The sequence below is a fragment of the Bradyrhizobium sp. NAS80.1 genome, assembly GCF_001908205.1.
Taxonomy (GTDB): Bacteria; Pseudomonadota; Alphaproteobacteria; order Rhizobiales; family Xanthobacteraceae; genus Bradyrhizobium.
On record NZ_LGHL01000155.1, the window covers coordinates 1 to 22,225 of the forward strand.

The window sequence follows — 22,225 nt, forward strand, 5'->3', positions numbered from 1 at the left end:
GGCGGGAGACCGAGCCGGCTCACGGCGTCAAGCGCCAAGGACCCAACGGCTTCCCGCCCACCCTATCCTGACAGACTTCCAAGACACAGGGACCCAGTCTCTCCGCGACCGAGCCCTTGGCCTCTGGGCCTGGCTCGCAGCGCTCCGCGCTGTGAGCCGGGGGCACGATAGCTCCGCCTACTTCCACACCGACTTGTCGGCGTCCGAGCGCTGGCCCTTCAGCTCCTTTACGGCGTCGCGATCAACCCGTTGGCGGTGGCAACGATCCAGCGGCTGCCCCAGCGCACGATGGAGTCGACGCGCCCGAGTCCGGGAACTGTGTCACCGCGTGCGGCCATCCGAATTCCGTCAGGTCCGTCGAGAACGGCAGTTCCGTCCCGGACGTCAACAACGGTCCACCCGGGAATGGTTGTCGGTCTCGTTTCCGGCGCCGGCGCCAGAGGCTGCCTCATGGCAGCTGCTGGCCCCGAGAGGCTCGTATTCGCCTGAGAGACCAAGCCATTGGGCAAGCGGGCGGGCGATGTGGTGGACGGCTTGGGAATGCTTCCTACAAAGGCGGGTGCCGCTGTTTGCAGATCCGGGTGAGATGCGGTTTTTCGAACGCCTTCGACCTTGCCCCCGGATCTCGTTTCAGAAATTTGCGATGAAGCCGTATGTTTCTGGGCTATCGGACGGAGGCTGATCATGCTTGCGAGCTCAGGCCAATTCAGGCCCCCGGCCCATCCCAGGCCAAAGCTTGCCGTCAGCGCAATTGTGTACAGCAGAAAGTTGCGAACTCGAACACCAAGCGAGTCTCGTAGCACGAGCACTTCGTCGCGATCGTGGCTTAACAGATTCCGCAGCCCGACTGGCTGCCTCGGCAACCGGTCGCCAGCCACATTCCCCAACCAGATGTTTTCAAGGGTACTCGGCTCGTGGTCTTGCATGATGCGACCCACGTTCGGCTACCCGATGATGGCCGCCTAAACTGAATCGAATCTTAACGATCATGCAAACGACTGCGGCAGCGCCTGACTACTTCCACGTCGACTTGTCGGCGTCCCAGCGCTGGCCTTTCAGCTCCTTTGTGAGCGCCTCGATCGAACCGTTGTCATCAGGCTGGTCGCCTTCCTCGTCCACCGCAGATTCATCCGAGAGATTGAGCTTGGCGCCGCTGCTCTCGTCGGAGATCGTGGTCGAGGGACTGCCGATCCAGAGCATCAGTTTGTCGGTCGTGCCTGGCTTGTCGGGCGAGACCAGGCCTGCGACCTCGATGGTGTCGGTGAGCTCGAGCGCCGGGAAATCCTGGTTCGGCCGCTTGAAGACCAGCTTGAGCCTGCCGTTGGCCGGGTTGAAGCCTTGCGAGACCGGCTTTGCTGCGAGCGTCCTGCTCAGCACGCCCGCCACCGCGCTCGCGAGCTTGTCGCGGTTGATCTTGTCGCCCTCGCGCCAGTCGGCGGCGGGGAAGCGGATGGTGCGGTCCATCTCGGTCATGCCCGCGGTCCAGCCCGCCGCGGTGACGCCCGGCATCGCCTTGAATTTTGCGAGCAGCGCGCCGGCGCGCTCCGGATCGACCGACATGTTGATGGTCCGCTCGCCGGCGCGCAGCGCGTCGCAACCGACGTTAAGGCTCGCCAGCGTCACCTCGACCTCCTGGCCCTTCAGGCTCTTCAGGAAGTCGGTTGCGGCATCGAGCTTGACCTTGACCGCGATCGCCTCCGGCGAGACGTCGGTGAAATCCTTCGGCTGCGGCGTGATGCCGTCGTCGGAGGTCTGGTTGTCCTGAAATTCCTTCTCGCTGAGATCGGAATTGTCGGGCGAGGCGACTTCGGTCACGGCCTGGCCGATCGCGATCTGGCCGCGGAATTCGAACGTGTCTCCGGTCGGCTTGCGCAGCAGCTTGACGCTGACCGGCGCCTTCTCACCGAGGCTCTGCGTCGTGCCCGTCAGGTTCTGGCCCGCGACCTGGAGGTTGACGACGAAGCGATCCTTGCGGTCCGAATTTTTTGCGACGGGATAACAGACGTCGAGCACGGCCGCGGTGACCGTCTTGCCCTGGCGCGTCTCTTTCAGGATCACGTCGGCATTGCCGTCCATCAGCCCATCGATCGAGGTGAAATAGCGCGTCTCGACGCCGCCGGGCGCCGTGGCCTTCGGCGACAGTTTCATCTGTGCGGATACGAATCCGGGTGACATGGCGAACAGGGCCGCCAAAAGAGCTGTCGGGCAAACCAGAAGCGCGCGCATCGACGAAATCCTCGAGCAATAGGGCATGATCCGAAGTGTGCAGCGGCTTTCCGACAAGATCATGCCCGAACAACAACCTAAAGCGCGATGACGATTGGTTCCTGTTCCATCGCGCCCTAGAATCTGCGCGTCACCGTAGTGGGTTTTGGCCGTCGGTTGAATTGGAAAGCACGGGCCCAAGTCTGCAAAAAAACAAATCTGCAAAAAAGAAGGCCGCCCGGAGGCGGCCTTCGCAACGCTGTAAGGTGAGGATGGGCTTTAGAAGCCGCCCATGCCGCCGCCGGCCGGCATGGCGGGCGGAGCTTCCTTCTTCGGCATTTCGGCGACCATGGCCTCGGTGGTCACCAGCAGGCCGGCCACGGAGGAGGCGTCCTGCAGCGCGGTGCGCACCACCTTGGCGGGATCGATGATGCCCTTCTCAACCATGTCGACGTAGTCCTCGGTCTGGGCGTCGAAGCCGAAGGTCTCGGACTTGTTCTCCAGGATCTTGCCGACGACGATCGAGCCTTCCACGCCCGCGTTCTCGGAGATCTGGCGGATCGGAGCTTCCAGCGCCTTCAGCACGATGTTGATGCCGGCCTGCACGTCGGCGTTGTCGTTGGACAAGCGGCCGACTGCCTTCTTGGCGCGCAGCAGCGCGACACCGCCGCCGGGGACGATGCCTTCCTGCACCGCGGCGCGGGTGGCATTGAGCGCGTCCTCGACGCGGTCCTTCTTCTCCTTGACCTCGATCTCGGTCGCGCCGCCGACGCGGATCACCGCGACGCCGCCGGCGAGCTTGGCCAGACGCTCCTGGAGCTTCTCACGGTCGTAGTCCGAGGTGGTTTCCTCGATCTGGGCCTTGATCTGGCCGACGCGGGCCTCGATCTCCGGCTTCTTGCCGGCGCCCTTGACGATCGTGGTGTTCTCCTTGTCGATCACCACCTTGCCCGCGCGTCCCAGCATCTTCACCGTGACGTTCTCGAGCTTGATGCCGAGCTCTTCGGAGATGAGCTGGCCGCCGGTGAGGATCGCGATGTCCTCGAGCATGGCCTTGCGGCGATCACCGAAGCCCGGCGCCTTGACGGCGGCGACCTTGAGGCCGCCACGCAGGCGGTTGACGACCAGGGTGGCCAGCGCCTCGCCCTCGACGTCCTCGGCGATGATGACGAGCGGCTTGCCGGACTGCACCACGGCTTCCAGCACCGGCAGCATGGCCTGCAGGCCCGAGAGCTTCTTCTCGTGCAGGAGGATGTAGGCGTCCTCGAGCTCGGCGGTCATCTTCTCGGCGTTGGTGACGAAGTAGGGCGACAGATAGCCGCGGTCGAACTTCATGCCCTCGACGATGTCGACCTCGGTGTCGAGCGACTTGTTCTCCTCGACGGTGATGACGCCCTCGTTGCCGACCTTCTGCATCGCCTGGGCGATCATCTTGCCGATGGCGCTATCGCCGTTGGCCGAGATGGTGCCGACCTGGGCGACCTCGGAGGAGGCGGCAACCGGCTTGGCGCGCTTCTCGATGTCCTTGACCACGGCCGCAACCGCGGTGTCGATGCCGCGCTTGAGGTCCATCGGGTTCATGCCGGCGGCAACCGCCTTGGCACCTTCGCGCACGATGGCCTGGGCCAGCACGGTCGCGGTGGTGGTGCCGTCGCCGGCGAGGTCGTTGGTCTTGGAGGCGACCTCACGCACCATCTGGGCGCCCATGTTCTCGAACTTGTCCTCGAGCTCGATCTCCTTGGCGACGGTGACGCCGTCCTTGGTGATGCGGGGCGCGCCGAACGACTTCTCGATGACGACGTTGCGACCCTTCGGGCCGAGCGTCACCTTGACCGCGTTGGCGAGAACGTCGACGCCGCGCAGCATGCGATCGCGCGCGTCTCCGGAAAATTTGACGTCTTTGGCAGCCATTTCTAATGCTCCTGAAAAACCTTGGATGGATTGGGGCGCCGCACTGTCCTTCGTCATTGCCGGGCTTGACCCGGCAATCCATCCGCTTTCGAAAATGATGGATGCCCGGGTTGAGCCCGGGCATGACAGTTAAGGGTATTCAGCGGCTGTTCAGGCGTTCGGCCTTAGGCCATCACGCCCATGATGTCCGACTCCTTCATGATCAGGAGCTCTTCGTTGTCGATCTTGACCTCGGTGCCCGACCACTTGCCGAACAGCACGCGGTCGCCGACCTTGAGGTCAATCGGGATCAGCTTGCCGGTCTCGTCGCGACCGCCGGAGCCGACGGCGACGACCTCGCCCTGGGAGGGCTTTTCCTTGGCGGTGTCCGGAATGATGATGCCGCCCTTGGTCTTTTCCTCGGCGTCGATACGTTTGACCACGACACGGTCATGCAGCGGACGAAATTTGGATTTAGCCATGACGTTTCCCTTTGGAGGCTCGCTTCGGAAGTAGTGGAAGTGGGTGGGGCGGCGCTTCCGTCCACCCTCGTTGCGAGGATCGAACGGCACGCTTAGCAATCGGCCTTTCCGAGTGCTAATAGTGCGCCCGGAAATATGGCTTGGCCGCGGTCCTGTCAAGCAAAGGTGGTTAAGCGATTGGTGAGGCGGATATAGGATGCTGGCATTGGAAACTCGATCGGGGTACTGGCGGATCAAAGGACGTCATTGCTCCGGCGACGGTTTTGCGCTTGGTTGCGGGAGGGGTGCGGCCATGGTCTTGTTCGGGGGAATGCCATGATCAGTTCAGCTCACGCGCGCACGGTCGCCAATCTGGCGGCTGCCTCTTGCCTGGCGTTGCTGCTCGGCGCCTGCGGCGGCGGTATGAGCCTGCCGTCCTTCTCTTCATCCTCGCCGCCGCCCGAAGCCGAGCCCGGCACCGGCCCGGAAATGCCGGCCACCATCCGCTCCGACGAGATCGTCGGCCGCTGGGGGCTCGCCTCGTACCAGAACCCGGCCGACCGCGCCCGCACCGAGGCTGCCGCCCGGGCCCAGTGCAAGAACCCCTACGTGATCACCGCCGGTTCCTCCGGCGGCGTGATCATGCATCTCGCCGACCAGGCGACGCCGCAGGAACTGCGCCTGAAGGGCTCGCCCAGCGGCAAGAACTATATCGGGCCGGCCGGTCCGACCCCCGGCGAGCAGGACCGCGAGATAGTCTCCTTCGACGGCCGCGTCCTGGTCACCCGCTTCATCGACAAGGACGCCGCCACCCGCTACGGCAACATGGTCTACGTCCGCTGCGCGCCGCGGGCGTGAACGGGCGCTGACCTAATCACTCGTCATTGCGAGGAGCCAACGGGTCCGCGCGAAGCGCGGCCCGATGACAAGCTCCGCGACCAAGCAATCCAGGCCGCCTCCGCAGAGACAGTCTGGATTGCTTCGCTTCGCTCGCAATGACAAAAAAAACGCCGGCTTTCGCCGGCGTTTTGTTTTTCTCTCTGCCGCGTCCGATCAGTCGAACAGCGCGTCGATGTCGTCCTGCGAGGCGTGACCGACGTCGCCGGCGAGCTTGGGGCCGTTGAGCAGCTTTTCGTCCTCGTCGCGGGTGTCGACGTGCGCCGGCACGTGAGCCTTGATCGCGTCGACGCCGCCCCAGATGTCCATCATCGCATTGATATGCTGCTCGATGAACTTCATCGTGGTCATGACCTTGCTGATGCGCTGGCCGGTCAGGTCCTGGAAGTTGCAGGCCTCGAAGATCGAGATAACGCGTTCCTGGATGTCGTCGGCGAGGCGCTTCTGCTGGTCGACCGAGTCGACCTTGGCGAGGGCGCTGGCTGCCTGATCGATCGACTCGGCGGCTTCGAGGATCTGCTGGGTCGCCTGCTCGGTGCCGCCGACCACGGCGCCGAGTTCGCCGTTGACCTTGGCCATCTCTTCGCCGTTGAAGCTCTTGCCATGCAGCACCGCGATCTCGCGCTTGGTGCGGTCGATCGCGTCATGGATGAGGTCGAGCTCGACCTTCAGCTTCTCGCACTGCTCAATCTGTGCCCGATAGGTCTCGAGCATGGTGCGCGCTTCGGAGAGTTGCTGAGCCGAGGAGGCGTCGATCGCTGCCATGGCCGCGCTGCCGGACAGCGGGACAGCGCCCTTCGCCATCTGTGCGCGGATCGCGCGCAGCTCTGCCATGATCTCGCTATGCATCGGCATTGTCTCGTCGGCTTCGTCAAGAATTGGCATTTCGCCGCCGATGATGTCCTCGGCACGAAAACGCTTGCGGTGAACAGCCATCAGGATACTCCCCCACCTCACTCACGCGTCTTTGTAGACAGAAGCGATTTAACACGAGGTTCACAGCGGGAACCGTTGTGCGGCCGCGCGCGACGGCGTGAAAACGCGCGATTAACCATGGGCGCGCGGCGTTCATCGAAAATAAACGCTGATCGCCAAATTGCCGCGTCGCTCGCTTCGTGGTGAATCGAAACGCGGCGTCCGTTTACCAAACAAAACGGCTTTTGCTTTTTATTGACCACGTCGCGAGCGCGGATCAGCCATCAGCTCTCCACGACGAATGTGATCTAGACGAAACAGTACAGAGTACGTCGATGTTCAAGAAAATGTCTGTCGCGCTGCTCGGCAGCGCTTGCACCTTCATTGCCGGCGCGAACAACGCTAGCGCCTTCGACAATTCGGTGCCGAACGATCCGCCCGTGGTGCTCTACCGGCCGCAGGTGCCGCAGGCGACGGCGCGTGTCGCCTCCAATGCAAACATGGGCGGCGGCTTCATCGAGTTCCTGTTTGGCGACGGGCCCGGCCGCGGTCCGGCTTACGCTCCGCAGCAGCCGATCTATCAGCAGCAGCCAGGCTATTACGACCAGCGTCGCCTTCCGCCGATGGGCGAGCCGCAGATGCAGGGAGCGGTTCAGCAGGAGATGGTCGACCCGCGGTCGCTTCCGTTCGATCCGAAGTATGAGAAACAACTTGTTGACTATAGCGGCAAGGAAAGTGCCGGCACGATCGTGGTCGATACGCCGAACAAGTTCCTCTATCTCGTCGAGGGCAATGGCAGAGCGACGCGTTACGGCATCGGCGTCGGCCGTCCCGGCTTCACCTGGTCCGGCGTGAAGTCGATCACGGCCAAGCGCGAATGGCCGGATTGGACCCCGCCGGCGGAAATGATCGCGCGCCGGCCCGACCTTCCCAGGCACATGGAGGGCGGTCCTGAAAATCCGCTTGGCGCGCGCGCGATGTATCTGGGCTCGACGCTCTACCGCATCCACGGCTCCAACGAGCCCTGGACCATCGGCACCAACGTCTCCTCCGGCTGCATCCGAATGCGCAACGAGGACGTCATCGACCTCTACGGCCGCGTCAATGTCGGCACCAAGGTTGTCGTGATGTGAGACTTACTTCGCCTCTCCCCGCTTGCGGGGAGAGGCCGGAATTCGGGCGAAGCGCGAATTCCCGGTGAGGGGGAGTCTCCACGAGCTCAACGCTTACCGGCTTTGCGGATAGAGCCCCTCACCCCGACCCTCTCCCCGTAAGAACGGGGAGAGGGAGAAGATGAGCGTCACGCGTAATCGCTGCCGCCATCGTCTCCGCCGCCGAAATCGCTGTCGTCGGCCATGTCGATGTTGTCGTCGTCCTGATCGTCGTAGTCCTGATCGCTATAGCTCTGATCGTTGTTGTTGCGATCGTCGTTCGACGCCTGGTCGGCGAAGCTCTGGCGGGAATCCCGGTTCGAGCCGATGTCGTTGAGGCCGGCATCGCGCGCGAGCGAGCCGCCGGACTGGTCGCTACCGCCCCACGGGCTGCGGTCGCCCGAGCTGTGGTCGCCCAAGGCGTTGGTGTCGCCGAAGGCCTGCTGATGCGGTCCGCCCATCATGCCGCGGATGCTGGAGAGCAGCAGCGAGCCGCCGACGACGCCGGCCGCGGCCGCCGCCGCCGTGCCGAGGAAGGAGCCGCCGCCACCGCCGACCGGCGGAGCGCCATAGCCCTGACCTTGTCCATAAGCCTGACCGTAAGGCGGCTGGCCATAGCCTGGCTGGGCCTGCTGCATTGCCTGGCCGCTGTTCCAGACCGGCCGCGAGTCACGCGGCGGTACGTTCGGAACCGAGCCGCGCGACGGGCTCGATCCGAACAGCGACTCGCGCATGGAATCCAGGAAGCCGCCGGACTGGGCCTGCTCGGGCGCGTGCTCCGCCTCCAGCTCCTGGATGCGGGCATGGGCGCGCTTCAGCGCTTCGTCCTGCAGCAGCACGGTCTGCACCAGCGCATAGATCGCGCCGGGCGCCTTGCGGAGGCCGTCGGAAATCGCGGCGATCGCGTCGGGATCGCGCGGTGCATTTTCCAGTTTCGAAAGCCGGTCGAAAAGCTCGTCAACGAGCTGGCGTTCCTGGGGCGTCATGGTCAGTCTCCCTTGCGCGAAACAAGCGCCACCGGGATGTAGGGTTCCATTGTGGCCCCAACAGTGGCGGGCGGATTAAATTTCGTTATGCGACAAGCTGCCTCGTAGAGCGTTTTCGAGCGAAGTGGATACCGGTTCGCGTGAAGAAAACGCGTCAAAACAAGAATCTAGAGCCCCGTTCCGATTCCATCGGAACGGAAGGCTCCAGCTTGCGCCGGTTTCATCCCAACGTCACGTCGCTGTCACCCAGCAGGCGCGCGAAGGCATCGCCGGCGAGATAGCCGTGCTCGCGCTCGCGGACGTCGGTCATCGGATCGAGACCGGCAAGGATGTCGTCGACGAAGCCGGGGTGGCACATCACGAGGCCGCCATCCGGCAGGTCTTCCAGGAATTGCCGCATCAGCTCGCCGAAATCGGCCGCCCGCGTGAAGTCATAGGCGCCGGCGAAGCCGGGATTGAAGCTGAGGCCGGCGCCGGCGGCACGCCGCCGGAATTGCGCGCTGAGGATATCGAGCACCATGGCTTTGGGTGAGGCCAGCCGCTGCGCCAGCGGCAGGTTGCGGCCGCCCTGGCGCACCCAGGCGTTCGGCGCGGCTTCGCTCACCGCATCGACGAAGCCGTCGCGCACCTGCGGAAAGAGCTGCACATGCTGATGGCCGTCGACGAAGTCAGGCGCACGGCCGAACGCTTCCGCGAAGGCGGCCAGCTGCGCCTTCACCTCGTTGCGAAAGAACTCGCGGTCGAGCCGCCGCGCAAGGCCGGCACGCAGCAGCTTTGGAAACGGCATGAACATGTCGCCGTCGAGCGGGCGGAAATGCATGGTGAGCGGCCGGAACGGCGCCGACAGCGTCACGTGCAATCCGATCGCGCAGCGCGGGCTCGCTTTCGCGGCAGCCTGAAGCGCTTCGATCTCGCTGCGCTCGATCGCGGGGCCCACCATCATCACGGAGGTGGCGTTGAGACGGCCGCGCTCTATCAGGTCGCGGATGGCGCGATTGACGCCCGGGCTGATGCCGTAATCGTCAGCGCAGAGCCAGATCCGCCGCGGCGTCGCGGCCGCGCTCATTCGGCGGCCGTCCTCTTCGAGGCCTCATCGGCCTTATCGATCTCGAAGTGCTTTTCGCTGTGCTCGGCGACGAAGTAGATCGGGCGCGCCTTCAGCTCGGAGAGGATCTTGCCGATATATTCGCCGACGATGCCGATCATGATGAGCTGCACGCCGCCGATGGTCATCAGGCCGACCACGAGCGAGGGATAGCCCGGCACCTGCTTGCCGGTGGTCCAGACCTCCCAGAGGATCGAGAGGCCGAACAGGAACGCGCCGCCGGCGAGCACCACGCCGAGCAGGCTGGCAAAGCGCAGCGGCGCCACCGAGAACGAGGTCAGGCCTTCGATCGACAGGCCGAGCAGGCGTGCGGCGTTGAAGGTGGTGACGCCATGGGCGCGCGGCGCGGGCTCGTAGTCGACGCGGATCTGGCGGAAGCCGATCCAGCTCGCCAACCCCTTGAAGAAGCGGTTGCGCTCCGGCAGCTGCCTCAGCGCTGCGACCGCCCGCGGCGAGAGCAGGCGGAAGTCGCCGGCATCCTCCGGGATCTTCTGGCGCGCGCCCCAATTGATCAGCGCGTAGAACCCGTGCACGGCGAGTCGCCGCAGGAAGGTCTCGTTGTCGCGATGCGCTTTCGCGGTATAGACGACGTCATAGCCGTCATCGATCCAGTGCCCCACGAGCTGCTCGACCAGGGCTGGCGGATGCTGGCCGTCGCCGTCCATGAACATCACGGCGCCGAGCCGGGCATGGTCGAGGCCGGCCATCAGCGCCGCCTCCTTGCCGAAATTGCGCGACAGCGACACCACCTGAACATCGATCGCGTCGGCCGGCAGTCCGCGTGCGATCGACAGCGTCGCGTCCGCGCTGCCGTCGTCGACATAAACGACCTCGCAGGCGAGGCGATAGCGCGGCCGCAAGGTCTTCGCGAGATCGCAGATGCGCTGGTGCAGGGCAGCGAGGCCCGCCGCCTCGTTATAGACGGGGACGACAATCGACAGTCCCTTCGCGGCGGCGCCGGCCGCGGTGGTCGTCAGGCCGGAAACGTCAGAGCCCAGCGTCATCGATCAAGGTTCCAGAGGCGTTTAGGTCATTCCAACAGCATATGGTAGCTGCCAATTGCTGTCGCTACGCTGAACGAACCTGAGGCTCACCGCCGCAGGAACGCCTCGAGCTTGGCGAACAGCGGATTCTCCCGGTCGAACACGTAGTCGAGCGAAACCACCGAGACGGTCTCGGCGCCATGCTCGCGCAGGAAGCTCGCCAGCGCATAGAGCTGCCCCGGTGGGCAGTGCAGCGTGAGCATGCCTGACGAGGTCGGCCCGCCGAACGGGGCTTCGACGCCGAACCGGCTGTGGGCTTCGCCGAGCAGGGCCTCGTCGCATTGCCTGAAGCGGGTCCGGACCTCGCGATACTTGTTGGCCCGCGCCCGTGCCGCGATGTGATCGAGGATGACGCGCGCGGTCTCCCGCGCCTGCGGCGACCAGTCAGCCCCCTTCGAGGCAACCAGGTTGGCCTGGCTGCGCAGGATCACGCCATCATCGAGCACCCTCAGCCCGTTGGCGGCGAGCGTTGCACCGGTGGTGGTGATGTCGACGATCAGCTCGGCGCTGCCTGCCGCCGGCGCGCCTTCGGTCGCGCCCGCGCTTTCGACGATGCGGTAATCCGTGATGCCGTGGTTCGAGAAGAACGCGCGGGTGAGGTTGATGAACTTGGTCGCGACCCGCATCCGCATGTGATGCTGCTCGCGGAAGCCGGTGGTGACGTCGTCGAGGTCGGCCATGGTGCGGACGTCGATCCAGGCCTGCGGCACCGCGACCACGACGTCGGCATAGCCGAAGCCGAGCCCTTCGATCAGCGATACGCGCTTGTCGGCGTCCGCGATGTTCTCGCGCACCAGATCCTCGCCGGTGACGCCGAGATGCGCAAAACCGCGGGACAGTTGCGAGGCGATCTCGCTCGCCGACAGATAGGCGACCTCGATATTGTCGAGGCCTGCGATCGTGCCGCGATAGTCGCGGGCGCCGCCGGCCTTCGACAGCTTGAGGCCCGCACGGGCGAAGAAGGCCTCGGTGTTTTCCTGGAGGCGGCCCTTGGAGGGAACGGCCAGAACGAATGGCGCGCTCATGACTTAAGCTCCCACCTTGCGGCCGATCCGGGTCAGCGCGTCCACCCAGACCGAGAAGCCGACCGCGGGAATCGGCTCGGCAGATCCAAGCTGGGTCATCAGCCCGTCATAGCGGCCACCGGCGACCAGCGGCTCGGTGCCGTTGTCCCTGTGATGCAGTTCGAATTCGAAGCCGGTGTAGTAGTCGAGCCCGCGTCCGAACGCGGTGGAGAACCGCGACTGCTTCACGTCGATGCCGTGCGCGGCCATGAAGCCCACCCGGCTCTCGAGCTGGTCTATGGCCGAGGCGAGATCGAGCTTCGCATCAGCCGTAAGCGCTCGCAGCTCGGCGATCGCGTCGTCGGGATTGCCCGAGATCGACAGGAAGCGCTTGAGCACGGTGATTGCTTCGCGTGGCAGTGCGCCGCCCTTCAGCGTCGATTGCTCGAGGAAGCGGTCCGCGATCTCGGCCGTGGTGCGGCCGCCGACATTGGTGGTTCCGGCGATCGACATCAGATCGGTGACGAAGGCGAGCGCGGCCTTGCGGTCGGAGCCGGCGAGCGCGGCGAGCACGCCCTCATACTCGCTGCGGGTCGCGGTGGCCGTGCGCGCGAGCCGCTCCAGATCCTGCTCCAGGCTGATCTTGCGGTTGAAATCCTTGACGAGGCGTCGGCGCCAGACCGGATAGAGGTTAAGCGCGTCGAGCAGCGCGTTGAACAGCGCCACGTCGCCGGTGCGGATTTCGACATCGCGGACGCCGAAGGCGGCGGTCGCCTCCAGCGCCAACGCCAGCATCTCGGCGTCGGCTGCGGCGCGGTCCTGGCGGCCGAACGATTCGATGCCGGCTTGCAGGAATTCGCTGGCCCGTCCGCTACGGTAACGAAACACCGGGCCGAGATAGCTGAACCCGGCCGGCTGGCCGGCGCGGCTGGACGCGAGGTAATCGCGCGCTACCGGAATGGTTAGATCCGGGCGCAAGCAGAGCTCTTCGCCGGAGAGATCGCTGGTCAGGTACAGGCTTTTGCGGATGTCCTCGCCGGAGAGGTCAAGGAACGGCTCGGCCGGCTGCAGGATGGCTGGCTCGGCCCTGACATAGCCGGCCTGCGCGAACGACAAGAGCAGCGTATCCGCCCAGGCGGCAGAGCCGGCAGCATTTGAGGTGGCAGTCGCGGTCATCTCGGGGTCCATCGTCCCGGTGGAACCGGGCAGGGCAAGGGGAGGCACTCGAATTGGCGCAGCCCTTAGCATGGCCTGAAAGCGGTTTCGACCTCCAAAGGATCAATCGCTTAACGGCCCGCCAATCGGCGTAGCCAAGTGGTCTTGAAGCTGGTCTTGAAGCCAGGGAGTCTTGCCCCCCCAATCGCCCAGCACCGCCTGCACCAGCGCCAGCGCCGCCACGGCGGCCGTGTCAGCGCGCAGGATCCGCGGGCCCAGCGCCAGCCGCAGGATTTTGGGCTGCCGCCGCAGCAGCGCCCGCTCTTCCTCGGCGAAGCCGCCTTCGGGGCCGATCAGCACGTCGATGCCTTGATGAGCCTCGCGCGCGCTTTGCAGGCTCTGAATGGGGTTTTCGACCTCCGCCGCCTCGTCGCAGAACACCAGCAGGCGGTTGGCGGCGCGCTGGCTGAGGAAGCGCTCCAGCGGCACCGGCTCGGCCACGGCGGCAAGGCTCAGGATGCCACATTGCTCGGCCGCCTCGACGACATTGGCGCGCATCCGCTCGGTGTTGACCCTGGAGGCCTGGGTGAAGCGGGTCTGGACCGGCTGCAGGGTGGCGGCGCCCATCTCCACGGCCTTCTGCACCACGTAGTCCAGCCGCGCATGCTTGAGCGGGGCGAAGACGTAAGTGAGGTCGGGCAACCGGTCCTGGGGCCGGGTCTGCTGGAGGATGACCAGCCCGTCCGGCCGCTTGCGGCCTTCGATGGCGGCCTGCCACTCGCCGTCGCGGCCGTTGAACGCCAGAACCGGGGCGCCGGCGGCAAGTCTCAGCACATTGCCGAGATAATTGCCCTGGTCGCGGTCGAGCGCGACCCTGGCGTCCTGGGCAAGGGGAGCGTCGACAAACAGGCGCGGGGCGCGAAAATCGTGCGAGGGCATCGTTTAAAGGTCCGATTTGCCGCCGTTCTTAACCGAAAGCAGCCGTTTCAGGGGTAAATATTGCCAACCCGGTGCGTCTCCGCGCCGCGCTCTTGCCCTATTCAACGGGTTGTTAAGCCCCGGCGGGAATCGTAAAAACGCGAGCACGCTGGTTGCGCTTCAATTGGGAAGACGCCGAACCCCGTAAGCTCCTGCCGGAGAGAACTGCCTTGATGATCCGTCATTTGATGGTTCCGATCACTGCCGCCATGGTCGCCATGGGTGCCGCGGGCGCCTACGCGCAGGGTTTCCCCGCGCCGCTGCCCGGCCAGGCTAAGACCGATTCCGCATTTCCGCCGGTGAACGGCTCTGCCCCGGTCGCGTCTGTCGGCGCGGCGCCGCAAACGTCATTCCCCGTGAACGGTGCTGCGCCCGTCGGTGGCGCCGGCGCTTTCAGCGCGGCCCCGCCGACGCAAGGTGGTCCAGGCGAGGACTGCATGAAGCAGTTCATGCCCCTGCGCGAGGAAGCTGAGAAGCGCGGCAAGCTGATCAAGGCGGCGAGCGACCGTCATGCCCAACCGGACGAGGCCTGCAAGCTGATCCGCAATTTCAGCCAGGCTGAGTCGAAGATGATCAAGTACATCGAGGCCAACGCCTCTAAATGCGGGATCCCGGCGCAGGTCGGCGACCAGTTGAAGGCCGGCCACAAGAACACCGAGGCCATGCAGGCGAAGGTCTGCAATGTTGCACAGCAGATGCAGAACCAGCCGCGCGGTCCGGCTGGTCCGTCGCTGAGCGAGGTGCTGGGTTCGGGCTCGGCGCCCGAAGCCAATGCGGGCAAGAAGGGCGGCAGCACCTTCGACACGCTCAACGGCAACGTCCTGACCCGATGAGGCACGTGCCGCCGATTTGAAGTTCCTCCGGTGTCTGCCGCGCGCTCCTCATAGGAACTTCAAATCGACAAGCGGCACGTGGACTGTAATTTCTTGCTAGTGCTCTTCTTGCTAGTGCTCTTATAGTTTTCGAAGTTCGTACCGGAATGTATCGCAATGGAATACGAACTTCGAAAACTGGGCACTAGCCCATCCGCCCGCGTTGCCGACTCCACTGGCAACTGGGTTGATACGCTCGCGCCGCAATGGGCGCGGCCTTACCTGCGATTGTCGCGCTTCGATCGTCCGATCGGCTCCTGGCTTCTGCTGATGCCGTGCTGGTGGTCGGCGGCGCTCGCCGCCGGCATGGCGCACGACGTCCGCCGCCTGCCGCTCACCATCGTCCTGTTCTTCATCGGCGCTTTCGTGATGCGCGGGGCGGGCTGCACCTGGAACGACATCACCGACCGCGACCTCGACGACAAGGTCGAGCGCACCCGCTCGCGGCCGCTGCCGTCGGGGCAGGTGAGCACGAAGCAGGCGCTGGTCTTCATGGTGGCGCAGGCGTTGATCGGTCTCGCGGTGCTGCTGCAGTTCAACCGCTTCGCGGTGCTGACCGGCATCGCCTCGCTTCTGATCGTCGCGATCTACCCTTTCATGAAGCGCATCACCTGGTGGCCGCAGATCGTGCTCGGGCTCGCCTTCTCCTGGGGCGCCCTGATGGGATTTGCCGTCACCTTCGGACGCATCGACCTGACCGCGCTCGTGCTCTATGCCGGCTCGATTTCGTGGGTGATCGGCTATGACACGATCTATGCGCATCAGGATGCCGAGGACGACGCGCTGATCGGCATCAAGTCCACCGCGCGCCTGTTCGGTGCGCATACGCACCAGGCCCTGATCCTGTTCTATGGCCTTGCGGTCATGCTGATCGGCGTCGCGCTGGCGTCAGGCGATGCGCGCTGGCCGGCGTGGCTCGGGCTCGCCGTCTTTGCTCTGCATCTGGCATGGCAGATCGCGCGGCTCAGGATCAACGATCCCGCACTCTGCCTGCGACTGTTCAAATCGAACCGCGATGCGGGGCTGCTGCTGTTTGCGGGATTGCTCGTCGACGCAGTGATGCGGGCGGCCTGACGCGAACTCGTAGGGTGGGCAAAGGCGCACTCGCGCCGTGCCCACCATCTTTCCAAGATTGCGACAAAAGAGGTGGGCACGCTTTCGCTTTGCCCACCCTACGGATTTGGAATCACGCTCAATTCCGCGCGATGATCTCGCGTTCGCCCTGATGAACCGAAAGTTCGCGCGCGATGCCGGCGCGGCGGCGCATCAGGAATTTCGGACGGCGGGCGCGGATCGCGTTGCAGCGGCGACGGCGCGGTGTGGGCTTGCGCGCACCTTCGTCGAGCTGCGGCAGCGCGAAGAGTTCGCTCCAGATCGCCCAGGCCTCCGTGAGCTCCTCGCCGTCGGCGCTGACCTGCAGCGGAACGGAGAGCGAGGGATCGCGATGTACGAGGACGAGGGCCTGCGCCTCGTCATTGCCGCGCAGCGCGACGCCGGTGAAGTCACTGACGCGGACGTTGATTGCCATTTGCATGCCGCGGACGGCACGGCGCAGCACGACACGCTCGCGATGAAGCTCGATCTGCCGGACATATCCGTCGGCGCGCGGATCGTGCGCATCGAAGCGGACCGGAAGGGAAAGAGGGTCGAGCCGCAAGGAGCGGCTCGACCCGGCGGGAGCGACCCCGCATGTTGCTGTTTGACGCCTCACGGCTTTAGTCTCCCCGCCGGGATTATGTTCCCGGTCGATGCGAGGACCTTAGCGCGCGCCTTTCTGAAACCGCTTAAGAAGGCTGGTTAATCCAACCTCACCGCCGCGCATGATTGACAAGACGTTGCGCGCAAACTGCGAATCTGAGCTTTTGCGGGCTGAAAATGCTTGAAGTCCGTGCCAATCGGGCACATCTGGTGGGTTTGGTCGCCCTCAAAGCCCGAACCTCGCCCCCAACAGGATTTCGTTCGTGAACGCTTCACCATCCGCAAGCTCAACGCTTTCTCCCGCTGATAACCGCGACCTGTTCGATCAGTCCGCGCTGTCGGATCTGGCGCAGCGGCTGGTGGAGGCGGCCAAGCGCGCCGGCGCGGATGCGGCCGATGCGGTCGCGGTGCGCGGCGTCTCGCAAGGCGTCGAGGTGCGCGACGGGCGCGTGGAGGAATCCGAGCGTTCCGAGGGCGACGATGTCGGCCTGCGTGTGCTGGTCGGCCAGCGGCAGGCGGTAGTCTCGACCAACGACGTCAGCGGCGATGCCGTGACCAAGCTTGCCGAGCGCGCGGTCGCGATGGCCAGGGTCGCGCCCGTCGACCAATATGTCGGCCTTGCCGATCCCGCGCTTCTCGCGCGCGACTTTCCCGATCTCGACCTGCTCGATCCCGACGTGCCCACGACCTCAGAGCTCGAGCGCCGCGCGCTCGCGGCCGAAGCTGCAGCACTTGCCGTGAAGGGCGTGACCAAATCCGGCGGCGCATCGGCGTCTGCCGGAATGGGCGGCATGGTGCTCGTCACCAGCACCGGCTTCCATGGTTCCTATTTGCGTTCCAGTCAGGGCATCTCGGCCACCGCCATATCAGGCGAAGGCACCAGCATGGAGCGCGACTACGATTTCACCTCGGCGCCGCACGGTGCCGACCTCTTGTCGCCGGAAGTCGTCGGCCGTTCCGCCGGCGAGCGCACCGTGGCGCGCTTCAATCCGCGCAAGGTCGAGACCTGCAAGGTGCCGGTTGTGTTCGATCCGCGCGTCGCGGGCTCCCTGGTCGGTCATCTCGTCGGCGCCATCAACGGCGCCTCGATCGCGCGCAAGACCAGCTTCCTGAAGGACAAGCTCGGCCAGCAGCTCTTTGTGAAAAATATCCGCATCATCGACGATCCCCTGCGCAAGCGGGGGCTGCGCTCGCAGACCTTCGACGCAGAAGGCGTTGCCGTGAAGAGGATCGCTCTCGTCGACGAAGGCGTGCTGACGACCTGGCTGCTCGACTGCGCCACCGCCCGCGAGCTCGGCCTCACCACCACCGGCCACGCCCATCGCGGTGTCTCCTCCTCGCCGTCGCCGGGGCCCTACAATCTGCATCTTGAAGCCGGCACCCCGACGCCGGCTGAGCTGATCTCCGACATCAAGCAGGGTTTCTACGTCACCGATCTGATCGGCTCCGGCGTCAACGGCGTCACCGGTGATTACAGCCGCGGCGCCTCCGGCTTCTGGATCGAGAACGGCGAGATCACCTATCCCGTGAGCGAAGTGACGATCGCAGGGCACCTGTTCGAGATCTTCAAGTCGATGCAGCCCGCGAACAATCTCGAGTTCCGCTACGGCATCAATGCGCCGACCGTGCGCATCGAGGGTTTGACGCTTGGCGGACGCTGACGCGAAATCTATCGATGAGACCATCCTGACACGTGATGCGGCGCTGCTGAGAGACACGGTGCGGGAGGCGGGCGCGCTCGCGCTGTCGATGTTTCGTACCGAGCTGAAGAAGTGGATCAAGGGCGTGTCCTCGCCGGTGTCGGAAGCCGACATCGCCGTCAACGACCTCCTCGAAGCGCGCTTGCGCACTGCGACGCCCGACTATGGCTGGCTGTCGGAGGAGAGCGCCGACGATGCGGCGCGGCTGTCGCGGCGGCTGACATGGGTGGTCGATCCCATCGACGGCACCCGCAACTATCTCAACGGCCATGACGAATGGTGCGTCAGCGTCGCGCTGGTCGAGGATGCTTCGCCCGTCCTCGCCGCGGTGTTCGCGCCCACGAGCGATGAGTTCTTCTTCGCGGTCCGCGGTCGGGGCACGACCCTCAACGGTAAGGCCGTGCACGCGGCGGGTGGATCCGCGCTCGACTTCTCCCGCGTCGCCGGCCCGAAACCGATGGTCGAGCGACTCAATAGCTCTGGCGGTGACATCAGGCTACACTCGCGAATCGGTTCGCTGGCGCTTCGCCTCTGCCGGGTCGCCGATGGCGTGCTGGATGCGGCTTTTGCGGGCGGCAACAGCCATGATTGGGACCTTGCGGCGGCCGATTTGATCGTGCAGGAAGCGGATGGTAGAATGAGCGACCTCTCCGGAGATCCCATCCTCTATAACCGCCGGGAAGTGACGCACGGGGTGCTGGTGGCAGCGGGGCGCGATCGTCATGCGAGCATTGTCGCGCATTTTCGAAGCCGTCCCTTGCCGTAAGCGCTTTCGTCGTGCTTGTCGAACACTGCTTTGCCGGGCAGCCCCTTAGGAACAGAACCCATGCCAGATAGTGCCCCGCAACAACTGCTCCATCTCGTCATTGGAGGCGAACTGCTCGATCTCGAGCACAACACCTTCAAGAACCTCGACGACGTCGAGATCGTCGGCCTCTATCCGAACTATGCGTCCGCTCACGCCGCCTGGCGGGCCAAGGCGCAGAGCACGGTCGACAACGCGCAGATGCGCTACTTCATCGTCCATCTCCACCGGCTGCTCGACCCGAATCAAGAACCGAAGCCGGCGCGTTGAAAAAACTGCTTCGCAATACGCTGCGAAGCAGCTGGTTTCAGCGTGCCGTCGGGATCCTGGCGGCCGAATATCTGCGTCTGGTCTGGCGGACCAACAAATTCACGTTCGATCCGCCTGACGTCTATGAGCGCGTCGAGCCGCAGATCCCGGCGATCTTCGCCTTCTGGCATGGCCAGCATTTCCTCACCCCCTTCATCAAGAACAAGGACTGGTACAAGGCCAGGGTCCTGATCTCCCGGCATCGCGACGGCGAGTTCAATGCGATCGCCGCCGAACGGCTCGGCATCGGCACCATTCGTGGTTCCGGCGACCATGGCGGAGCTTTCCACCGCAAAGGTGGGGTCGGCGCCTTCAAGGAGATGGTGCGGACGCTCGAGGACGGCTGTAATGTCGCGCTGACCGCCGATGTCCCGAAGCGCTCGCGCGTCGCGGGACTCGGCATTATCATGCTGGCACGGGAATCGGGACGGCCGATCATGCCTTTCGCGATGGCGACCAGCCGCTTCATCCGGCTCAAGAACTGGGACCGCAGCACCATCAACCTGCCGTTCGGGCGAGGCGCATTGGTCGGCATCAAGGAAATTCACGTCCCGCCAGACGCTGACGCGGCCACCATGGAAGCACTGCGGCTGGAGCTGGAAGAGACGCTGAACGAAGCGACCCGCCGCGCCTATGCGCAACTCGGCCGCCCGGGGCCCGAAGATGTCTAATTCGCCGTCCAATTCGCTGCCGATGACGCTGCGAGTGTATCGGCGTCTGGCCAGCGGCCTGGTGCCGCTCGCGCCTGCGCTGATCAAGCGGCGGCTGAAGCAGGGCAAGGAAGATCCCGCGCGGGTCGGCGAACGGCGGGGTCTCAGTCAGGACGTGCGGCCGCACGGCCCGCTGGTCTGGATTCACGGCGCCAGTGTCGGCGAGGTTCTGGCCGCGGCCGCGCTGATCGAGCGCCTGCGCGATCTCAACCTGCGCATCCTGCTCACCTCCGGCACGGTCACCTCGGCCGCCGTCGTTGCAAAACGCTTTCCGCCCGACGTCATCCATCAATACGTGCCGTATGATTCCCCGCGCTATGTCGCGCGCTTCCTCGACCACTGGAAGCCGTCCCTGGCGCTGTTCATCGAATCCGATCTGTGGCCGAACCTGATCCTGGCAGGCGGTGCGCGCCGGGTGCCGATGGTGCTGATCAATGGACGGATGTCGCCGCGCTCCTTCCCGCGCTGGCGGCGCATGTACGGTACCATCTCGGCGCTGCTCTCGCGCTTCGACATCTGCCTCGCGCAGTCGAAGACCGATGCGGAGCGCTTCTCCGCGCTCGGCGGCCGCGACGTCGTCACCACGGGTAATCTCAAGCTCGACGTGCCGGCGCCCCCCGCAGATCCCGCGAAGCTCGAACGGCTGATGGCGATGACGCGCGGGCGTCCGATCATCGTCGCGGCCTCGACCCATCCGGGCGAAGACGAGATGCTGGTCGCGGCACATCGCAGCCTCGTCGGTTTCTTCCCGCAGCTCCTGACCGTGATCGTGCCGCGGCACCCTGATCGCGGCTCCTCGATCGCAGGCGTGATCACCGCGTCCGGCCTGAAGCCGGCCTTGCGTTCGCGCGAGGAGCTGCCGACAGCCGCGACCGACGTCTATGTCGCCGACACCATGGGCGAGCTCGGCCTGTTCTACCGCCTCTCGCCGATCGTGTTCATGGGCGGATCGCTGATCCGCCATGGCGGCCAGAATCCGATCGAGGCGATCAAGCTCGGCGCCGCGATCGTCCATGGCCCGCACGTCTTCAACTTCGCCGACGTCTACGAGGCGCTCGACGGCAGCGGTGGAGCACGGCAGGCCGATACGCAGGAAGTGCTGGTCAAGCAGCTCGGCCAGTTGCTGGCCGATTCCACCGTGCGCGACAGGATGCAGCGCGCAGGCAGCAGCGTGGTCGAGGAGCTCGGCGGCGCGCTGAATCGCACGATGACCGCGCTTGAGCCCTATCTGTTGCAGCTGCGGATCGAGATGGGGGCCGCAAATGCGTGAGCCGGCCTTCTGGTACCGGCCACGTTCCCCGCAGTCGCTTGTCCTGAGCCCGTTGGGTGCGCTCTATGGCGCGCTCACGGCGCGTCGGATGGCGCTCAAGGGCGTTGACGCCGGCATCCCGGTGATCTGCGTCGGCAACTACCATGTCGGCGGCGCCGGCAAGACGCCGACGGTGCTGGCGCTGACGAAGCTCCTGCGCGAGCTCGGCGAGACGCCGGTGGTGCTCAGCCGCGGCTATGGTGGACGCCTGATGGGCCCGGTGATGGTCGATCGCGAGCGTCACACCGCGGCCGAAGTCGGCGACGAGCCGCTGATGATGGTGCGCGACGTGCCGGTCGCGGTCGCGCGCGATCGCCTCGACGGCGTGGCGCTCGCGAAGTCGCAAGGCGCGACCGTGATCTTGATGGACGACGGTTTCCAGAACCCGGCCCTGCTGAAGGATGCCTCCCTGATCGTGATCGACAGCGAGCGCGGCCTCGGCAACGGCAAGGTGTTTCCCGCCGGCCCGCTGCGCGCGCCGCTGAAGGCGCAGCTCGCGCGTACCGATGCGCTGGTGATGATCGGCAACGGTCATGCCGCCAACGATGTCGCGGCCGAGATTGCGAAGCGCAACAAGCCGGAGCTGCGCGCGCGCCTGAAGCCGGATGCGGCCTCGGTCGCGCAGCTCCTCGGCAAGCGGGTTTTCGCCTTCGCCGGAATCGGCGATCCCGAGCGCTTCTTCCGCAGCTTGCGCGCCTGCGGCATCGAGGTCGCGCGCACACGTCCCTTCGCCGATCACCACGTGTTTTCGCACAATGAGATCGCCGCGCTCGCGGCGGAATCACAGCGCGAGCAGCTCACGCTGGTGACGACGGAAAAGGATCTCGCGCGCCTGCGCGGCTCTGAGGGTGTGCCTGACGGTATCGTGCCGTTCGCGGTCCAGCTCGAATTCGACGATCCGATAAAGCTGCGAGAACTGATCAGCGATCATCTCTACAAGGCACGCGAGCGACGCTTCAGCAGGCGATGATCCCGTAGGGTGGGCAAAGCGTAGCGTGCCCACCAACAATGAAAAGAGACGTTCACGTGATC

At 65.2% G+C, this 22,225-nt stretch carries 21 protein-coding genes; 10 read left to right on the forward strand and 11 right to left on the reverse strand.

Features of this window, described 5'->3' with window-relative positions; genetic code table 11:
- Window positions 1-1,014: 1,014 nt before the first annotated feature.
- The 3 genes from AC629_RS31425 to AC629_RS31435 form a co-directional block, all read right to left on the reverse strand.
- On the reverse strand, window positions 1,015-2,226 hold the full coding sequence (locus AC629_RS31425; protein WP_084808740.1) for a hypothetical protein: 1,212 nt from the start codon (window positions 2,224-2,226) through the stop codon (window positions 1,015-1,017).
- Between the two features lie 258 nt (window positions 2,227-2,484).
- A complete protein-coding gene (groL, locus tag AC629_RS31430) occupies window positions 2,485-4,116 on the reverse strand; it encodes a chaperonin GroEL (RefSeq protein WP_084808716.1) in 1,632 nt (543 codons plus the stop codon).
- 164 nt (window positions 4,117-4,280) lie between these two features.
- Window positions 4,281-4,577, reverse strand: coding sequence for a co-chaperone GroES (locus tag AC629_RS31435; protein WP_074122688.1), 297 nt, complete (start codon window positions 4,575-4,577; stop codon window positions 4,281-4,283).
- Window positions 4,578-4,892: 315 nt separating this feature from the next.
- Here AC629_RS31435 and AC629_RS31440 point away from each other — a divergent pair, with 315 nt between their 5' ends.
- The gene (locus AC629_RS31440) at window positions 4,893-5,414 is read left to right on the forward strand and encodes a hypothetical protein (protein ID WP_084808717.1); all 522 of its coding nucleotides are present in this window, start codon (window positions 4,893-4,895) and stop codon (window positions 5,412-5,414) included.
- A gap of 195 nt (window positions 5,415-5,609) precedes the next feature.
- Here AC629_RS31440 and AC629_RS31445 read toward each other — a convergent pair whose 3' ends face one another.
- On the reverse strand, window positions 5,610-6,389 hold the full coding sequence (locus AC629_RS31445; protein ID WP_084808718.1) for a protein phosphatase CheZ: 780 nt from the start codon (window positions 6,387-6,389) through the stop codon (window positions 5,610-5,612).
- Between the two features lie 314 nt (window positions 6,390-6,703).
- Between AC629_RS31445 and AC629_RS31450 the strand changes: the two genes are divergently transcribed.
- Window positions 6,704-7,501 (forward strand): L,D-transpeptidase, encoded by a 798-nt coding sequence (locus tag AC629_RS31450; RefSeq protein WP_084808719.1) that lies wholly within the window; start codon window positions 6,704-6,706, stop codon window positions 7,499-7,501.
- A 167-nt stretch (window positions 7,502-7,668) separates the two neighbouring features.
- On the opposite strand, the gene AC629_RS31455 is transcribed toward AC629_RS31450, so the two are convergent.
- The 6 genes from AC629_RS31455 to AC629_RS31480 all read right to left on the reverse strand — a co-directional run bounded on the left by AC629_RS31455 (window position 7,669) and on the right by AC629_RS31480 (window position 13,751).
- On the reverse strand, window positions 7,669-8,505 hold the full coding sequence (locus tag AC629_RS31455) for a DUF2076 domain-containing protein (RefSeq protein ID WP_084808720.1): 837 nt from the start codon (window positions 8,503-8,505) through the stop codon (window positions 7,669-7,671).
- A 220-nt stretch (window positions 8,506-8,725) separates the two neighbouring features.
- Window positions 8,726-9,571, reverse strand: coding sequence for a ChbG/HpnK family deacetylase (locus AC629_RS31460; protein WP_084808721.1), 846 nt, complete (start codon window positions 9,569-9,571; stop codon window positions 8,726-8,728).
- Window positions 9,568-10,614, reverse strand: a complete 1,047-nt coding sequence (locus AC629_RS31465) for a glycosyltransferase family 2 protein (RefSeq protein WP_084808722.1) — start codon at window positions 10,612-10,614, stop codon at window positions 9,568-9,570. The genes AC629_RS31460 and AC629_RS31465 overlap by 4 nt, the downstream gene beginning before the upstream one ends.
- An 86-nt stretch (window positions 10,615-10,700) precedes the next feature.
- Window positions 10,701-11,678, reverse strand: coding sequence for an ATP phosphoribosyltransferase (gene hisG, locus AC629_RS31470; protein WP_084808723.1), 978 nt, complete (start codon window positions 11,676-11,678; stop codon window positions 10,701-10,703).
- Between the two features lie 3 nt (window positions 11,679-11,681).
- Window positions 11,682-12,833 carry an ATP phosphoribosyltransferase regulatory subunit gene (locus tag AC629_RS31475; protein ID WP_084808741.1) on the reverse strand — a complete coding sequence of 384 codons (1,152 nt, stop codon included), beginning with the start codon at window positions 12,831-12,833 and terminating at the stop codon, window positions 11,682-11,684.
- Window positions 12,834-12,935: 102 nt separating this feature from the next.
- Window positions 12,936-13,751, reverse strand: coding sequence for a 16S rRNA (uracil(1498)-N(3))-methyltransferase (locus AC629_RS31480; RefSeq protein ID WP_245332051.1), 816 nt, complete (start codon window positions 13,749-13,751; stop codon window positions 12,936-12,938).
- Between the two features lie 212 nt (window positions 13,752-13,963).
- On the opposite strand from AC629_RS31480, the gene AC629_RS31485 reads away from it, so the two are divergent.
- Both AC629_RS31485 and ubiA read left to right on the forward strand, forming a co-directional pair.
- On the forward strand, window positions 13,964-14,623 hold the full coding sequence (locus AC629_RS31485; protein ID WP_084808742.1) for a hypothetical protein: 660 nt from the start codon (window positions 13,964-13,966) through the stop codon (window positions 14,621-14,623).
- 156 nt (window positions 14,624-14,779) lie between these two features.
- Entirely contained in the window at window positions 14,780-15,736 is a 957-nt protein-coding gene (ubiA, locus tag AC629_RS31490; RefSeq protein WP_084808724.1) for a 4-hydroxybenzoate octaprenyltransferase, read from the forward strand.
- 118 nt (window positions 15,737-15,854) lie between these two features.
- On the opposite strand, the gene AC629_RS31495 is transcribed toward ubiA, so the two are convergent.
- Window positions 15,855-16,373 (reverse strand): DUF6101 family protein, encoded by a 519-nt coding sequence (locus AC629_RS31495; protein ID WP_084808725.1) that lies wholly within the window; start codon window positions 16,371-16,373, stop codon window positions 15,855-15,857.
- A gap of 250 nt (window positions 16,374-16,623) precedes the next feature.
- On the opposite strand from AC629_RS31495, the gene AC629_RS31500 reads away from it, so the two are divergent.
- From AC629_RS31500 to lpxK, 6 genes are read left to right on the forward strand one after another with little or no spacing between them, the layout of a single operon-like run.
- Window positions 16,624-18,021 (forward strand): TldD/PmbA family protein, encoded by a 1,398-nt coding sequence (locus tag AC629_RS31500; RefSeq protein ID WP_084808726.1) that lies wholly within the window; start codon window positions 16,624-16,626, stop codon window positions 18,019-18,021.
- Window positions 18,008-18,826, forward strand: a complete 819-nt coding sequence (locus tag AC629_RS31505; protein ID WP_084808727.1) for a 3'(2'),5'-bisphosphate nucleotidase CysQ — start codon at window positions 18,008-18,010, stop codon at window positions 18,824-18,826. Before AC629_RS31500 ends, AC629_RS31505 begins: the two co-directional genes overlap by 14 nt.
- A 60-nt stretch (window positions 18,827-18,886) precedes the next feature.
- Complete coding sequence (locus AC629_RS31510; protein WP_084808728.1) at window positions 18,887-19,135, forward strand: DUF4170 domain-containing protein; 249 nt, start codon at window positions 18,887-18,889, stop codon at window positions 19,133-19,135.
- Entirely contained in the window at window positions 19,132-19,845 is a 714-nt protein-coding gene (locus AC629_RS31515) for a lysophospholipid acyltransferase family protein (RefSeq protein WP_084808729.1), read from the forward strand. The genes AC629_RS31510 and AC629_RS31515 overlap by 4 nt, the downstream gene beginning before the upstream one ends.
- A complete protein-coding gene (locus AC629_RS31520; RefSeq protein WP_143199586.1) occupies window positions 19,808-21,154 on the forward strand; it encodes a 3-deoxy-D-manno-octulosonic acid transferase in 1,347 nt (448 codons plus the stop codon). The genes AC629_RS31515 and AC629_RS31520 overlap by 38 nt, the downstream gene beginning before the upstream one ends.
- Window positions 21,147-22,163 carry a tetraacyldisaccharide 4'-kinase gene (lpxK, locus tag AC629_RS31525; RefSeq protein ID WP_084808730.1) on the forward strand — a complete coding sequence of 339 codons (1,017 nt, stop codon included), beginning with the start codon at window positions 21,147-21,149 and terminating at the stop codon, window positions 22,161-22,163. Before AC629_RS31520 ends, lpxK begins: the two co-directional genes overlap by 8 nt.
- The last annotated feature ends 62 nt before the right edge of the window (window positions 22,164-22,225 follow it).